General features: G+C 64.8%; 14 protein-coding genes and 1 pseudogene. 12 read left to right on the top strand and 3 right to left on the bottom strand.

The genetic code is table 11. The features are described 5' to 3' along the window. Positions 1-34 precede the first annotated feature (34 nt). Both ACVIN2_RS21355 and ACVIN2_RS21350 read right to left on the bottom strand, forming a co-directional pair. Positions 35-1,528, bottom strand: coding sequence for an NAD-dependent succinate-semialdehyde dehydrogenase (locus ACVIN2_RS21355; protein WP_456767043.1), 1,494 nt, complete (start codon positions 1,526-1,528; stop codon positions 35-37). A gap of 122 nt (positions 1,529-1,650) precedes the next feature. Further along, entirely contained in the window at positions 1,651-1,971 is a 321-nt protein-coding gene (locus tag ACVIN2_RS21350; RefSeq protein WP_007603877.1) for a hypothetical protein, read from the bottom strand. Between the two features lie 348 nt (positions 1,972-2,319). Here ACVIN2_RS21350 and ACVIN2_RS21345 point away from each other — a divergent pair, with 348 nt between their 5' ends. Then, positions 2,320-3,513 carry a serine hydrolase domain-containing protein gene (locus tag ACVIN2_RS21345; protein WP_456767042.1) on the top strand — a complete coding sequence of 398 codons (1,194 nt, stop codon included), beginning with the start codon at positions 2,320-2,322 and terminating at the stop codon, positions 3,511-3,513. Between the two features lie 79 nt (positions 3,514-3,592). After that, positions 3,593-5,288, top strand: a pseudogene (locus tag ACVIN2_RS21340) (AMP-binding protein). A gap of 114 nt (positions 5,289-5,402) precedes the next feature. On the opposite strand, the gene ACVIN2_RS21335 reads toward ACVIN2_RS21340, so the two are convergent. Then, positions 5,403-6,404: an adenosine kinase gene (locus ACVIN2_RS21335; protein WP_456767041.1), complete on the bottom strand. Its 1,002-nt coding sequence runs from the start codon at positions 6,402-6,404 to the stop codon at positions 5,403-5,405. Between the two features lie 125 nt (positions 6,405-6,529). Here ACVIN2_RS21335 and murJ point away from each other — a divergent pair, with 125 nt between their 5' ends. The 10 genes from murJ to ACVIN2_RS21285 all read left to right on the top strand — a co-directional run bounded on the left by murJ (position 6,530) and on the right by ACVIN2_RS21285 (position 15,630). Next, the gene (gene murJ / locus ACVIN2_RS21330; protein WP_456767040.1) at positions 6,530-8,080 is read left to right on the top strand and encodes a murein biosynthesis integral membrane protein MurJ; all 1,551 of its coding nucleotides are present in this window, start codon (positions 6,530-6,532) and stop codon (positions 8,078-8,080) included. A 73-nt stretch (positions 8,081-8,153) separates the two neighbouring features. Further along, positions 8,154-9,206, top strand: coding sequence for a tryptophan--tRNA ligase (trpS, locus tag ACVIN2_RS21325; RefSeq protein WP_063992141.1), 1,053 nt, complete (start codon positions 8,154-8,156; stop codon positions 9,204-9,206). A gap of 106 nt (positions 9,207-9,312) precedes the next feature. Further along, a complete protein-coding gene (locus ACVIN2_RS21320) occupies positions 9,313-9,807 on the top strand; it encodes a universal stress protein (protein ID WP_007598307.1) in 495 nt (164 codons plus the stop codon). A 183-nt stretch (positions 9,808-9,990) separates the two neighbouring features. Continuing rightward, the gene (locus ACVIN2_RS21315) at positions 9,991-10,560 is read left to right on the top strand and encodes a NifU family protein (RefSeq protein ID WP_275168744.1); all 570 of its coding nucleotides are present in this window, start codon (positions 9,991-9,993) and stop codon (positions 10,558-10,560) included. Positions 10,561-10,633: 73 nt separating this feature from the next. After that, on the top strand, positions 10,634-11,329 hold the full coding sequence (gene tsaB / locus ACVIN2_RS21310; RefSeq protein WP_456767039.1) for a tRNA (adenosine(37)-N6)-threonylcarbamoyltransferase complex dimerization subunit type 1 TsaB: 696 nt from the start codon (positions 10,634-10,636) through the stop codon (positions 11,327-11,329). Beyond that, positions 11,326-11,811, top strand: a complete 486-nt coding sequence (rimI, locus tag ACVIN2_RS21305) for a ribosomal protein S18-alanine N-acetyltransferase (protein WP_456767038.1) — start codon at positions 11,326-11,328, stop codon at positions 11,809-11,811. Before tsaB ends, rimI begins: the two co-directional genes overlap by 4 nt. A gap of 38 nt (positions 11,812-11,849) precedes the next feature. Beyond that, positions 11,850-12,305, top strand: coding sequence for a Fur family transcriptional regulator (locus ACVIN2_RS21300; protein ID WP_007598312.1), 456 nt, complete (start codon positions 11,850-11,852; stop codon positions 12,303-12,305). Continuing rightward, the gene (locus ACVIN2_RS21295; RefSeq protein WP_456767037.1) at positions 12,306-12,986 is read left to right on the top strand and encodes an HAD family hydrolase; all 681 of its coding nucleotides are present in this window, start codon (positions 12,306-12,308) and stop codon (positions 12,984-12,986) included. It begins immediately after the preceding gene. A 192-nt stretch (positions 12,987-13,178) separates the two neighbouring features. Further along, positions 13,179-14,567 (top strand): tRNA (N6-isopentenyl adenosine(37)-C2)-methylthiotransferase MiaB, encoded by a 1,389-nt coding sequence (gene miaB / locus ACVIN2_RS21290; RefSeq protein WP_456767036.1) that lies wholly within the window; start codon positions 13,179-13,181, stop codon positions 14,565-14,567. A gap of 4 nt (positions 14,568-14,571) precedes the next feature. Beyond that, positions 14,572-15,630: a PhoH family protein gene (locus ACVIN2_RS21285; RefSeq protein WP_219678884.1), complete on the top strand. Its 1,059-nt coding sequence runs from the start codon at positions 14,572-14,574 to the stop codon at positions 15,628-15,630. Positions 15,631-15,677 lie beyond the last annotated feature (47 nt).

Here is a 15,677-nt window from a genome sequence, read left to right as displayed (position 1 = left end):
GCTTTCGCCAGGACGACCCTGGAAATAGCGAGCCCTACACCCCCGCCATCATCACGTATTTGATCTCGACATATTCTTCCATGCCGTGATGCGAGCCTTCGCGGCCGAGGCCGCTCTCCTTGACGCCGCCGAAGGGGGCGACTTCGGTGGTGATCAGGCCGGTGTTGACACCGACCATGCCCGACTCCAGCGCCTCGGCGACACGCCAGACGCGGCCGAGATCGCGGGAGTAGAAGTACGACGCCAATCCGAACGGCGAGGCGTTGCACATCGCGATGACGTCGGCTTCGTCCTTGAAGCGGATCACCGGTGCGAGCGGGCCGAAGGTTTCCTCCTGCGCCACCAGCGAGTCCGGCTTGACGTCGGAGAGCACCGTCGGCTCGAAGAACGAGCGCCCGAGCTCGCTGCGCTTGCCACCGGTGACGACCTTGGCGCCGCGCTTGACGGCGTCGGCGATGTGGCGCTCGACCTTGTCGACCGCTTTCAAATTGATCAGCGGGCCCTGCGTGACGCCGGTTTCCGTGCCGTCGCCGATCTTCATCGCCGCGACCTTCTTCGACAGCTTCTGCACAAACTCGTCGTAGATCTTGTCCTGGGCGTAGATGCGGTTGGCGCAGACGCAGGTCTGGCCCATGTTGCGGTATTTCGAGACGATCGCGCCTTCGACCGCCGCATCGATATCGGCGTCGTCGAACACCACGAACGGCGCGTTGCCGCCGAGCTCGAGCCCGAGCCGCTTCACGCCGACGGAGGCCTGCCGGTAGAGAATCTTGCCGACCGCGGTCGAGCCGGTGAAGCCGACGAAACGCACGGCCGGATGCTCGCACAGCACCTTGCCGATCGGCGCTGCATCGCCGGTGATGATGTTGAACACGCCCTTGGGCACGCCGGCCTTCTCCGCGAGCGCGGCAAGCGCCAGCGCCGACAGCGGCGTTTCGTTGGCGGGCTTCAGCACCACGGTGCACCCGGCCGCAAGCGCCGGCGAAACCTTTCGTGTGATCATCGAGTTCGGGAAATTCCACGGCGTGATCGCGCCGCAGACACCGATCGGCTGCTTGATCGCGAGCAGGCGCGCGTCCGGCCGCTGCGTCGGAATCGTCTCGCCATAGACGCGGCGGGCCTCCTCGGCGAAAAATTCGACATAGGCGCCGCCGATGTCGACTTCGCCGAGGGCTTCGGCGAGCGGCTTGCCCTGCTCGGAGGTGAGGATCAGCGCCAGGTCCTCGCGGTTGGCGATGATCAGCTCGAACCATTTGCGCAAGATATTGGAGCGCTGCTTGGCCGTGTGCTTGGCCCAGCCCGGAAAGGCGCGCTCGGCGGCCTCGACCGCCCTGGTCGCGTCATCGGCCGAAAGCTGCGGAACCTTTGCGAGCTCGACGCCGGTCGCGGGATTGTTGACGGCGAAGACCGGCGAGCCGACCCAGGCGCCGTCGATGTAGCAGGCCTCCTTCAGAAGCGACGGGTCCTTCAACCGGTCGCGCAGATTGGACGTGGCGTGCTGAGCACGTGCGGCGGCGGTCGGGGTCATGGCGTTACTCCCAAGGGGCTTTTGCGGGCTGTTCCGGTTCGGCCGGAATATAGGGAGAAGCGGCGCGCAATGCACCGTCCCGCCACGCACATCTGCTGGGAGCCAGGCTCGGAGCGGCGGACTTACGCCGCGCCGCTCAGATAGGTCTCGCGCCGCCCGATCATGCGCTCGGCGGCGGCCTTGGCGTCGGCCTTCGAGGAGGTCGCGCAGGTCCGGTATTCGAGATCGGGGACATCGGACGCGTTGCGGCGGCCGAACCATGACTTTGAACCGACCGGCAACAGCGCCAGCGCCTGCGCCAGATTGTCGACCGCGCCGAACGAATAGAGCGCGCCGGTGCCAGCGATACGGACCTCATAGATCCCAGGCGCGATCGGCGCTTCCAGGTTCTCGCCCCGTCCGGGACGGGGATAGCGCTTCCATTCGCTCCAGGTCGAAATCATCTGAGGTCCCTCTCGCGGCCGGTGGGCGGCCGCCAAATTTGCATCAAGTCTTAACGTTGGCCCGCGATTGGGCCCGGTGCTGAACGCCACAACTCACAAAATGTTTCAAGTGCTCGAAAACTTTCGAAACATTTCGCCCAGGCCCATCCAAGGTCACGGCTGGTTGCGGACATCCACCGAAGATTGTGACTGCGTGTTGCGGTTCGGCCTATTGTCGTCGTGCGCGGGGAGCCGACCGTCAAGTCACGACATCGCGACCGCGGCAGGTACGTGGATGTGCTTGCCGCGCGGCGCACGTGGGAGGACAATCGATCGCTGCCAACAATAATCAAACCGGAGGAAACGCGTATGCAGGGCAAAGCTGAGATCGACCAGATTCTGCGCCAGAAGAGCGAGGCCGGGGAGATTCCCGGCGTCGTCGCCATCGCCGCCAGCGGTACCGACGTGCTGTATCAGGGCGCGTTCGGCAAACGCGACCTGTCCAAGCCGGATGCGATGACCGCCGACAGTGTGTTCTGGATCGCATCGATGACGAAGGCGGTGACATCGGCGGGCGCGATGCAGCTCGTCGAGCAAGGCAAGCTGTCGCTGGATGCGCCGATCGGCGAGGTGTTGCCCGATCTCGCCAAGCCGCATGTGCTCGAAGGCTTCGATGCCAAGGGCGAGGCCAAGCTACGGCCGGCCAAGGGGCCAATCACGCTGCGCCAGCTCATGACCCACACGGCAGGCTTCTGCTACAACATGTGGAACGGCGATCTCGCGGTCTATCTGGACAAGAACGGCATCCCTGCCATCACCACCTGCCAGAACGCGGCGTTGAAGACGCCCATCATGACCGACCCCGGCACGCGCTGGGAATACGGCACCAATATCGATTTCGTCGGCAAGGCCGTGGAAGCCGTCAGCGGCAAGCGCCTCGATGCCTATCTGCGCGACAATCTGTTCGCACCGCTCGGCATGAGCGATACCGCTTTCAAGATCACCGCCGACATGCGCAAGCGCCTGGTCGGCATGCATGCGCGCGGCGAGGATGGCCAGCTCGCCGCGATCCCGTTCGAGCTCGAGCAGGACCCGGAATTCCACATGGGTGGCGGCGGCCTTTATTCGACGGCGGCCGACTACATCAGGTTTACCCAAATGATCCTCAACAAGGGCCGCGGCAACGGCAATCAGGTGCTGAAGGCCGAGACCATCGCGACGATGGGGCAGAACCACATCGGCGACCTCGCCATGGGCAAGATGACTACGGCGGCGCCGATGTACACCAATGACGTCGATCTCTACCCCGAGCAGGTGAAGAAGTGGGGCCTCAGCTTCATGATCAACACCGCCAAGACCGCCGAGGGGCGCAGCGCGGGCAGCCTGGCCTGGGCGGGCCTCGCCAACACCTATTACTGGATCGACCCGGCGCGCGACGTCACCGGCGTGATCCTGATGCAGCTGCTGCCGTTCGCCGATGCAAAGTGTCTCGAGGCTTTTGCCGGCTTCGAGCGCGGCGTCTATGCCGGGCTCGATGCCGGCAGCGGACAAAAGGCGGCCTGAGGCGCGCCTAGCTCTCATGACGCGCGACGGCCGGGCTTATTGCCCCGGCCGTCCACGCACCTGACTGGAGGACACGATCTTGGCAGACAAAGCCGACAGTTACGTTTGCGGCATCTCCGACACGCCGCTGCTCGGCGACACGATCGGGCGCAGCCTCGATCACGCCGCGCGGCGCTGGAGCGATCGCGAGGCGCTGGTCTCGCCCAGCCACGGCGTGAGATGGACATGGAAGGAGTTTGCCGCGCGGGTCGATGCGCTCGCCGCCGGCTTTGTCGCGCTCGGCCTCGAACGCGGCGAACGGATCGGCATCTGGTCGCTGAACCGACCGGAATGGACCCTGACCCAGTTCGCCGCCGCCAAGGCCGGTCTCATCCTGGTGACGATCAATCCGGCTTACCGGCTGAGCGAGCTGGAATTCGCGCTTCATAAGGTCGGATGCAGCGCCATCGTCACCGCGACGGCGTTCAAGACCAGCAACTACATGGACATGCTCAACACGCTGTTGCCGGAGCTTGCGAGCGCCAAGCCCGGGCAATTGCGCGCCGCGCGGCTGCCGGCCTTGCGCATCGTGATCCAGATCGGCGGCCCCGCCTGCCCGGGCACGATCCCGTTCGAGGAAGTCGCCCGGCATGGCCGGACCCCTGCATCGCGAGCAGCTCGCCGCGCTCGGTGCCTCTCTGCAGTTCGACGATGCCGTCAACATCCAGTTCACCAGTGGAACGACGGGATCGCCCAAGGGAGTGACGCTGACCCATCACAACATTCTCAACAACGGCTATTTCGTCGGGCGCGCCATGCGCCTGACCGAAGCGGACCGCATCTGCATTCCGGTGCCGCTCTATCATTGCTTCGGCATGGTGATGGGCAACCTCGCCTCCGTCACGCTCGGCGCGACGATGGTCTCTCCCGGCGAGGGGTTCGATCCGCTGGCGACGCTGCGGACGATCGAGCAGGAAAAATGCACCGCGCTGTACGGTGTGCCGACGATGTTCATCGCCGAACTCGACCACGGCGAATTCTCGAACTTCGATCTGACATCGCTGCGCACCGGCATCATGGCCGGTGCACCCTGCCCGATCGAGGTGATGAAGCGCGTCAATAGCGAGATGAACATGGGCGAGGTCACGATCGCCTATGGCATGACCGAGACGAGCCCGGTCAGCTTCCAGAGCGCCGTCGACGATCCGCTCGACCGCCGCGTCTCGACGGTCGGGCGAATCCATCCGCATGTCGAGGTCAAAATCGTCGATCTCGATGGCAAGATCGTCAAGCGCGGCGAACGGGGCGAACTCTGCACCCGCGGCTACAGCGTGATGCTCGGCTACTGGGACGAGCCGGAGAAGACCGCGGATGTGCTCGACGCCAACGGCTGGATGCATACCGGCGACATCGCCGTCATCGACGACCAGGGTTATTGCAACATCGTCGGCCGCATCAAGGACATGGTGATCCGCGGCGGCGAGAACCTCTATCCCCGCGAGATCGAGGAATTTCTCTACCGCCATCCCAAGATTCAGGACGTGCAGATCTTTGGCGTTGCCGATACCCGTTACGGCGAGGAGCTCTGCGCCTGGATCCGGGTCAGGTCCGGCGAGACGCTGACGATGGAAGAGGTGCGCGCCTTCTGCGACGGCCAGATCGCCCACAACAAGATCCCGCGCTACGTGGAATTCGTCGACGAGTTTCCGATGACCGTGACCGGAAAGATCCAGAAATTCCTGATGCGCGACGAGGTCGAGCAACGGCTTGGGCTGAAGGCCGCGAAGACTGCGTAGGTTGCCAACCCCATCGTCATTGCGAGCGCAGCGAAGCAATCCAGAATCTTTCCGCAGAGGCAGTCTGGATTGCTTCGTCGCTGCGCTCCTCGCAATGACGCGAGAGAGACCGCGTTACACCGTCAGGCCGCGCTGCCCCGCGAGCTCCTTCAGCGACACAAGCGGACGCGCGCCGATGTGCTGGATCACTTCGGCGGCTGCGAGCGCGCCGAGCTCGCCGCACTGCTTGTGGGACAGGTTACGCGCCAGACCATACAGAAAGCCGGCAGCGAAGAGGTCGCCGGCGCCGGTGGTGTCCACGAGTTTCACGATCGGAGACGCCGGCGCTGCGACGGCATCAGTTGGCGTCACCACCACGCAACCTTTCTCGCTGCGGGTGACCACGCCGAGATTGACGTCGTTGCGCAACTGCTTGAGCGCGGTGTCGAAATCGGAGGTCTGGTAGAGCGAATGCAACTCGGACTCGTTGGCGAACACGATATCGACGGTGCCGTCGCGCATCAGCCCCAGGAACTCGTCGCGATAACGATCGACGCAGAAGGAATCCGACAATGTCAGCGCCACCTTGCGCTTGGCATCATGGGCGATCTTGGCCGCCTTGACGAAGGCGTCCTTGGCGTTCTTGGGGTCCCAGAGATAGCCCTCGAGGTAGACGATGCCGGCCGCGGCAATCTCGGCCGGGTCGATGTCGGCCGGCGACAAATCCTGCGCGGCGCCGAGATAGGTGTTCATGGTGCGCTCGCCGTCATCGGTCACCAGGATGTAGGAGCAGCCGGTCGCAGGGCCGTCCTTCGCTGCGGGCGTGTTGAAGGCGACGCCGGCCGCGCGGATGTCGTGGACGTAGAGCTTGCCGATCTGGTCGTCCTTGACTTTGCCGACATAGGCGGCACGCGCCCCGAGGCTGCCGATGCCGACGATGGTATTGGCAGCCGAACCGCCGGAAACTTCCGTCGCCGGGCCCATGTCCTTGTAGATGGCGGCGGCCCGCGCCTCGTCGATCAGGGACATGCTGCCCTTGGTCATGCCGTGCTTGCCCAGAAAGGCTTCATCGGTCTTGACCAGCACGTCGAACAGCGCGTTGCCGATGCCGAGAACGTCATATTTCACGTCAGCCATTCACCTTGATCCTGTTTGGCGGATTGCGATACCCGCGGAAATCCGCTTCCTGTCGGTCTGAAATCTGGCTCGCGGCCTATCACGACCGGCCCTTCACGGGCAAGCAACGGTATTATGCAGTTCCGATGATCCGCTCCTTCCTGACCGTCTCGACGGGGACACTGGCTTCACGGCTGCTGGGCTTTGCACGCGATTCCCTGATCGCGGCGCTGCTCGGCACCGGTGCGGTGGCGGACGCGTTTCTGGCGGCATTTCAGCTCGTCAATGTGGTGCGACGCCTGCTCAGCGAGGGGGCCCTGAATGCGGCTTTGATCCCGGCCTGGTTGCGCGTTCGTGACCGCGATGGCGAGGCGGCTGCGGCGGCGTTCGCGGGACGCGTGCTCGGCACCGTCAGCGCGGGCCTGATCGCAATCTCGGTCGTGATTGCACTTTTGATGCCGCTGATCATCATGATCATCGCGCCGGGCTTCGTCGGCAGTGCATCGCTCGATCTCGCCGTCCAGAATGCGCGGCTGATGCTGCCTTATCTCGCCTTCGCGGGACCCGTCACGGTGCTGATGGGCCTGCTCAACGCGCAGGGGCGTTTTGCACTCACCGCGTTCTCGCCGCTGCTGTTCAACATCGCCTTGATCGCGGCGATCGCAGCACTCCTGCTGGGGCACGCCGATGCAACATTCGCCGCGTGGATGCTGGCGGCCACTGTCGGCATCGCCGGCCTGTTACAGCTCCTGATGCTGCTGTCGCAGCGAAGTGCGCGTCTGGCGACCCCGCTGCGCGTGAGCTTCGACAAGGCCATGCGCGGCTTCTTCGCCAAGGCGATCCCGGGCATGATCGCGAGCTCCGGCCCGCAATGGCTGATGGTGGCCGGCGCGATCATCGCGTCCGCCACGCCCGCCGCGGTCTCCTGGCTCTATTTCGCCAACCGTCTGATCGAGCTGCCGCTTGGCATTGTCGGCGTCGCCATGGGTACCGTGCTGGTGCCGGAGCTGACGCGCGCGGTGAGGAGCGGCGATCGTGATGCGGTTGTGCATGCGGAATCGCGCGCGCTGGAACTCGCCACCGGGCTGGCATTGCCGGCGACGCTCGGCCTGATCGTACTGGCCGAGCCGATCGTGCGGCTGCTGTTCGAACACGGCGCCTTTGGCGCGGAGGACAGCGCGGCCACGGCGCGCGCCCTGATGCGGCTGGCGCTGGGGCTGCCGGCTCATGTGCTGATCAAGGCGCTCTCGCCGGCCTATTTTGCCCGCGGCGACACCATGACGCCGCTGCTTGCGACTGCCAAAGGGTTCGTGGTCGCGGTCGCGCTCGCGATCCTGCTCGGTCATTTCTTCGGCGCGAGCGGGATCGCCGCCAGCATTGCCGCCGGCGCCTGGAGCAGTGCGATCTCGCTGCTCCGGAAAGGCACGCGTGAATTCGGTTTCTCGGTCGATGCCGCCGCCCGCAACCGGCTGCCGCGGATCGTGCTCGCCGCGCTCGCCATGGGCGCCCTGCTCTGGCTGACCGCGGGCCTTTTGCCTTCAGAGGCCCATGGGCTCATCCGCTTCATTGCGCTGGGCTCGCAGATCGCCGCCGGAATCGTCGTCTATGGCTTGCTCCTGCAAATCCTCCGCGTGGCGTCCTGGCGCGAGGCGGCCGGTGCCTTGAAGCGCCCCGCCCGGCCCGATTCCGGCGCCTGAGGTTAGCGAAATACCCTTGACGGGGCAGCGCCGCTGTTGGAAACGACGCCCCGTATCTTGCAGGAAAGCTGCCATGCCATTCGTTGAACGGGTTTTTTCGGGCGTCCAGCCGACGGGCAATCTGCACCTCGGCAATTATCTCGGCGCGATCGTCAACTTCGTGAAGATGCAGGAAACCCACAACTGCATCTATTGCGTCGTCGACATGCACGCGATCACGCAGGGCGTGGACGTCTGGGGTGGACCGGTCGAGCTCGCGCGCAACACTCGCGAGGTGACCGCGGCGTTCATTGCCAGCGGCATCGACCCGAGTAAGCACATCGTGTTCAACCAGAGCCAGGTCTCGGGCCACGCCGAGCTCGCCTGGATCTTCAACTGCGTCGCGCGCATGGGCTGGCTCGGCCGCATGACCCAGTTCAAGGAGAAGGCCGGCAAGGACCGCGAGAACGCATCCGTCGGGCTGTTCGACTATCCCGTGCTGATGGCGGCCGACATTCTGCTCTACCGCGCCACCCACGTGCCGGTCGGCGAGGACCAGAAGCAGCATCTCGAGCTGTCGCGGGATATCGCGCAGAAATTCAACAACGACTTCGCTGACTCGATCCGCAGCCAAGGCGCCAACGACGGTCTGTTCTTCCCGTTGCCGGAACCCTTGATCACGGGCCCGGCGACGCGCGTGATGAGCTTGCGCGACGGCACCAAGAAGATGTCGAAATCGGATGCGTCCGATAATTCACGCATCAATCTGACCGACGACGCCGACACCATCGCGCAGAAGGTGCGCAAGGCCAAGACCGATCCGGAGCCGCTGCCGACCGAGGAGAAGGGTCTGGAAGCGCGCCCCGAGGCCGACAATCTCGTCGGCATCTTCGCCGCGCTCTCCGGCCGCTCCAAGGCTGACGTGCTCAGGGATTTCGGCGGCGGCCAGTTCTCCAGCTTCAAGAACGCGCTGGTGGATTTGTGCGTCACCAAACTCGCGCCGATCGCCGGCGAGATGAAGCGCCTCGTCGCCGACCCCGGCCATATCGACGCGATCCTGAACGACGGCGCCGACCGGGCGCGTGCGATCGCCGACGAGACCATGAAGCTCTCGAAGGACATCGTCGGCTTCATCCGCCGGCGGTAGAGCGCGTTCGCGAAAGCGCGACCGACGCCACGGCGCCGGCCGCTTCTGCTCTCCCCAAGCACGACGGAGTGTGGCAGCATGCAGCCGTGCACATTCCGGGACATGCATGACCAGCAAGCGACTTTGCTTCGAGCCGGGTCACAAGCCCAAATGCCTCGTCATCGTCGATGACACCGCCGAATGGGATCGCGCGGTCTATTACGCCAGCCGCTGGGCGATCCGTGCCGGTGGCGGCGTGGTGATGCTCCGCATCATCGAGCCCGAACAGCAGAGCCAGGAATGGCTGGGGGTCGCCGATATCATGCGCGCCGAGGCGCAGGAGGCGGCAGAAGCCGCGCTCGACCGTGCCGCCGGCCGCGCCAACGGCATCGCCGCGATCACGCCGGAACGGGTGATCCGCGAAGGCGCCGCAATGGAACAGCTGCTGGCGGTGATCGACGAAGACCCCGACATCGCCATGCTGGTGCTCGCCGCGAATCCGGGCGCGGAAGGCCCGGGGCCATTGGTCTCGCTGCTCGCGCACGCGCTGGGCACGTTCCCGGTGCCGGTAACGGTCATTTCCGGCGCGCTAAGCGACCAGAGCGTGGATTCGCTGTCGTAGACTCAGGCGCTCGTCATGCCCGGACTCCCGGCCATGACGCCGCGGGAGTTTGGCACCCCTACACTAACCCGCTGATATAACAGGTGAACGGCCAGCTTACCCCTTGACCGTGCGTTCGCCGTCGCCATCTGCTAGTGGATAGAGCACGCGCCGGCCTTGAACCGGCGACGTCTGGAGAAAACCATGTTCATTCAAACCGAAGCCACTCCCAATCCCGCCACGCTGAAGTTCATTCCCGGCCGCGTCGTGGTCGACGGCGGTCCGATGGAATTTGCGAGCCGCGAATCGGCTGCACGCTCGCCGCTTGCCGAAAAGCTGTTCGAGGTCCCCGGTGTCACCGGCGTGTTCTACGGATCGGACTTCATCACCGTGACCAAGGCGAACGGTGAATGGCAACAGCTCAAGCCCGCGATCCTCGGCGCCATCATGGAGCACTACATGTCCGGCGCGCCGCTGCTCGCCGACGGTGCTGCCGCGAGCGATGTCGATCTCGACGACGAGGACGAATTCTTCGACGAGGCCGATGCCGAGACGGTCGACATGATCAAGGATCTGATCGAGACCCGCGTGCGCCCGGCGGTCGCCAATGACGGCGGCGACATCACCTTCCGCGGCTTCAAGGACGGTATCGTCTATCTCAACATGAAGGGCTCCTGCGCCGGCTGCCCGTCGTCGACCGCGACGCTCCAGCACGGCATCCAGAACCTGCTCAAGCACTTCGTCCCCGACGTGGTCGAAGTCCGGCCGATGTAGGCTGGGGCCGCAAAGTCGTGGATGGCCGGGTCAAGCCCGGCCATGACGACCGGGATGATGCTATGATCGTTCCATGCTGATCCTCGCCATCGATACCGCGTTGGAAGCGTGCGCGGTTGCCGTTCTCGACACCGATTCCGGCCAGCTCCTCGCGCAGGAGCAGCTTCTGATGAAGCGCGGCCACGCCGAAGCGTTGATGCCGATGATCGCGCGCGTGATGCACTCAGCCAATCTTGCCTTCACCGCGCTCGACCGCATCGCGGTCACCATGGGCCCCGGAAGTTTCACCGGCCTGCGCGTCGGCATTTCGGCGGCCCGCGGCCTTGCGCTTGCTGCGAAGCGGCCCGCCGTCGGCCTGACCACCTTGTCGGCCTATGCCGCCGCCGTCGTCGGCCAAAGTGGAGCGGCGCCGGTGATCTCGGCGATCGACGCGCGGCATGACCACGTCTATTTCCAGATCGTGGCCGGTGACGGCAGCCAGCTAGTGCGGCCGGGCGTCGCTCCCATCGACGAGGCGATCGCGGCTTCGCAATTCGGCGCGCCGCATCTGGTCGGCAATGCCGCGAAGATCCTCGCCGAGCGCTGGCCGAAAGATATGCCGCAGCCGGTCGCGGTGGACGCGCAGCCCGCGCCCGACATCGGCTGGGTCGCATGGCTTGGCGCCGCGGCCGATCCCGCGACAAATCCGGCGCGGCCGTTCTATCTGCGGGCGCCCGACGCAAAGCCGTCCGCACAACTGCCGCTTGCAGCACAAGCCGCAAGCTCATGATGAAATGGTTCTCGGAATGGTGGCGCGGCGGTGCGGCCGTCGTCGAGCCGGCTGTCGCGCGCGACGTCGCGCGGCTCGCGCAGCTCCACGGCGACTCGTTCGCGCGCGGTTGGGGCGAAGGCGAGTTCGAGAGCATGCTCAGCGAGCGCAACACGCTGGTGCACCGGTTGCGCCTCGGCCGCAACACCGTGGGCTTCGCGGTGTCGCGGATCGGCGCGGACGAAGCGGAGATCCTCTCGATCGCGGTCGACCACGCCTATCGCGGCCGCGGCCTCTCTCGCACGCTGCTGATGACCCATCTCGGCCACCTGGCAGGACGCGGCGTGCGCACAATATTTCTCGAGGTGGAGGAAAATAACCAGCCGGCGCGGCGGCTCTACGAGCGAACCGGATTCATGGTGGTCGGACGGCGCGAACGCTACTATAAGCAGCCGAGCGGGGAACAATTGAACGCACTTCTGATGCGACGTGACTTGTCGTAACATTGATGGCAGAAAGCGCCCCGTCAGGCGGACATCACATGACTGGTCTTAAACCTTCCCCCGCTTCCAAGGCGTCCGGCATCGAGGCGCGCTGTGCCGCCACCGGCATGCGCATGACCGAGCAGCGCCGTGTCATCGCCCGCGTGCTCGCGGAGGCGGTCGATCATCCAGATGTCGAGGAACTGTACCGCCGCTGTGTCGCCGTCGACGACAAGATCTCGATCTCGACCGTGTATCGGACCGTCAAACTGTTCGAGGATGCAGGCATCATCGAGCGCCATGATTTCCGCGAAGGCCGCGCGCGCTACGAGCAGATGCGCGACAGCCATCACGACCACCTCATCAACCTGCGCGACGGCAAGGTGATCGAGTTCACCTCCGAGGAGATCGAGAAGCTCCAGGCGGAGATCGCCCGCAAGCTCGGTTACAAGCTGGTGGATCATCGGCTCGAGCTCTATTGCGTCCCGCTCGACGACGACAAACCCACAAGTTAAGTGGCGATCGATCTCGTCATCTTCGATTGCGACGGCGTGCTCGTGGACAGCGAGGTGATTTCCTGTCGCGCGCATGCGGATGTGTTGTCCAGGCACGGCTATCCGATCACATCGGAGCAGGTGCTGGTCCGCTTTCTCGGCGTATCCGAGAAAGACGCACGGCGAATGGTCGAACAGGAGATCGGCCGCAATCTTCCCGATGATCTCGAAAGCCAAGTGAATGCGGCGACGCTGCAATTCTATGCCAGCGATTTGCAGCCGATTACCCATGTGGCCGCAGCGATTGGCGCAATCGATTTGCCCAAATGCGTTGCGTCGAGCGGCACGCCGCAGAAGATCCACCACGGCCTGACCTGCGCCGGCCTTTACGATCTGCTCGCTCCGAACATCTTTTCGGCGAGCCAGGTCGCACGCGGCAAGCCCGCGCCCGATCTTTTTCTGTTCGCCGCCGCCCAGATGAAAGTCGCGCCGGCGCGGTGCCTCGTGATCGAGGACAGCGTCCCCGGGGTGACCGGCGCGCATGCCGCCGGGATGACCGTGCTGGGCTTTCACGGTGGTAGCCATTGCCCGCCAGGCCACGCGGAAAGACTACGAGCCGCCGGCGCCGGATTGACGTTCGACGATATGCGGCAATTGCCGGAGCTGGTCCGGCAGGTCGCGGCGGACACCCTGACGGGCTGAATCTCTCCTCTCGGCGTCATTCCGGGGCGATGCGCCAGCATCGAACCCGGAATCTCGTGCCAAAACCTCTGGATTCCGGGTTCGCGACTGCGTCGCGCCCCGGAATGACGACCGAAAAGACCGCCAATCGCTGGATTTTCGCCTTCCCAGCCTATATCTGAGGGCAGTCCTCCCATCTCATTTCCGGGTTCCATGACGCCGCCGCGCAAGCTGCACATCAAATCTTATGGCTGCCAGATGAACGTCTACGATGCCCAGCGCATGGTGGACACGCTGGCCCCGGAAGGATTCGTGGAGACGGCCAGCGCTGATGACGCCGATCTCGTCATCCTCAACACCTGTCATATCCGCGAGAAGGCCTCAGAAAAGGTCTATTCGGAGCTCGGCCGCCTGCGCGTCGCCAAGGACGCCGCCGCGCGCGACGGGCGTACGATGCAGATCGCGGTCGCGGGCTGCGTGGCACAGGCCGAGGGCGAGGAGATCGTGCGCCGTGCACCCGCGGTCGATGTCGTCGTCGGTCCGCAGAGCTACCATCATTTGCCGCAGCTATTGAAGCGCGCCGGCAATGAAGGCCGCGCCATCGAGACCGCATTCCCGGCTCAGGACAAGTTCGGCTTTCTCGCCCAGCCCAAGCCCGGCGCGATTCGCGCCCGCGGCATCTCCGCTTTCGTCACGGTGCAGGAAGGCTGCGATAAGTTCTGCACCTTCTGCGTCGTGCCTTACACGCGTGGCTCGGAAGTCTCGCGGCCGGTGACAAAGATCGTCGACGACGTGAAGCAGCTCACCGAGAATGGCGTCCGCGAGCTCACGCTGATCGGACAGAACGTCAACGCCTATCACGGCGAGGGACCGGACGGAAAAAGCTGGCCGCTCGGCAGGCTGCTGGAGCACCTCGCGGCGCTCCCGGGCGTCGCGCGGCTGCGTTATTCGACCAGCCATCCCCGCGATGTCGATGACAGTCTGATTGCAGCCCATCGCGATCTCGATGTCTTGATGCCGTTCGTGCACCTGCCGGTGCAGTCGGGCTCGGACCGGATTCTGGCCGCCATGAACCGGAAACATACCGCCGATGATTATCGGCGTGTCGTCGACCGTTTCCGGTCCGCACGCCAAGACATTGCTTTCTCATCAGATTTTATCGTCGGCTTCCCGGGCGAGAGCGAGCAAGATTTTCTCGCCACCCTCGCGCTTGTCACGCAAATCGGCTACGCTGCGGCATATTCGTTCAAATACTCCGCCCGGCCGGGAACGCCGGCCGCGGATATGCAGGAGACGGTGTCCCCCTCCGAGATGGACCAGCGATTGGAGCGGCTCCAGGAACTGATCGACAGCCAGCAATCGGCCTTCAACAAGGCTGCGATTGGCTCAACGGTCGATGTGCTGTTCGAGCGTCCGGCCCGCAAGGACGGCCAGATCGTCGGCCGCACCGCCTTCCTCCAGCCCGCGCATGTGATGGCCTCGCCCGACATCATCGGACAGATCCTGCCGGTCCGGATCGACAGCCTTGAACGCTACAGCTTCCTCGGTGAGCTCGCCATGGCGCACGAGCCCGCTTTATCGCCCATCGCCACTGGAGCCTGAACCCTTGCCCAAAAGCGCATCGGATTCGTCTTCTTCCATCGCTCCCAGCCGCAAATTTGACCGCGACATGCAGGTTCCGCCCGAGACCCAGGTCGTCATCGATTTCGATGACAACCGCGCCGCGTCCGCGCTGGTCGGCCCTTATGGCCAGCATCTGGCACAGATCGAACGGCGGCTCGGCGTCGTCGTCGATTCCAAGGGCAACCACATCACGATTGGCGGCTCGCGCGACGGCTGCGATGCCGCGCGCCGCGTGCTGGAGACGCTCTACGCCCAGGCCGTGAAGGGACAGGATCTCGACCAGGGCGAGGTCGAGGGCGCGATCCGTGCCGTGATCGCGCAGGGCTCGCTGTTCGAGTTCGACGCCAAGTCGGCCAAATCCACCTTCGACAGCATCAATTTGCGCAAGCGCCCGGTGCGTGCGCGCACGGCGGCGCAGGATTCCTACATCCGCGCGCTGAAGCGCCACGAGCTGGTGTTCGGCATCGGCCCCGCCGGCACCGGCAAGACCTGGCTCGCGGTCGCGCATGCCGCGCAGCTATTCGAGCGCAAGGAAGTCGACAAGATCATCCTGTCCCGCCCAGCCGTGGAAGCCGGCGAGCGGCTCGGCTTTTTGCCCGGCGATCTCCGCGAGAAGGTCGATCCTTATCTTCGCCCGATCTACGACGCGCTCTATGACCTGATGGACGCCCGCATTGTCGAGCGCGCGCTGCAGACCGGCGAGATCGAGATCGCGCCACTCGCCTTCATGCGCGGTCGCACGCTGACCAACGCGGCCATCATCCTGGACGAGGCGCAGAACACCACGTCGATGCAGATGAAGATGTTTTTGACCCGTCTCGGCGAGAACAGCCGCATGATCGTCACTGGCGATCCCTCGCAGATCGACTTGCCGAACGGCCAGACCTCGGGCCTCGCCGAGGCGACGCGCCTGCTGAGCGGCGTCGAAGGTATTGCGCAAGTTCATTTCAAGGCCGAAGACGTGATCCGCCACGAGCTCGTGGCGCGGATCGTCTCCGCCTACGAAGGGGCGCCGCAGCGGCCGGCCGCCGGTAAATCCTGACGAGGCAGCAACCGGACCATATGGGCGCGGACACGGCGCCCCTTCGT

It is taken from the genome of Bradyrhizobium sp. USDA 3650 (assembly GCF_054057395.1).
This window is presented reverse-complemented; position numbering and strand designations above follow the sequence as displayed.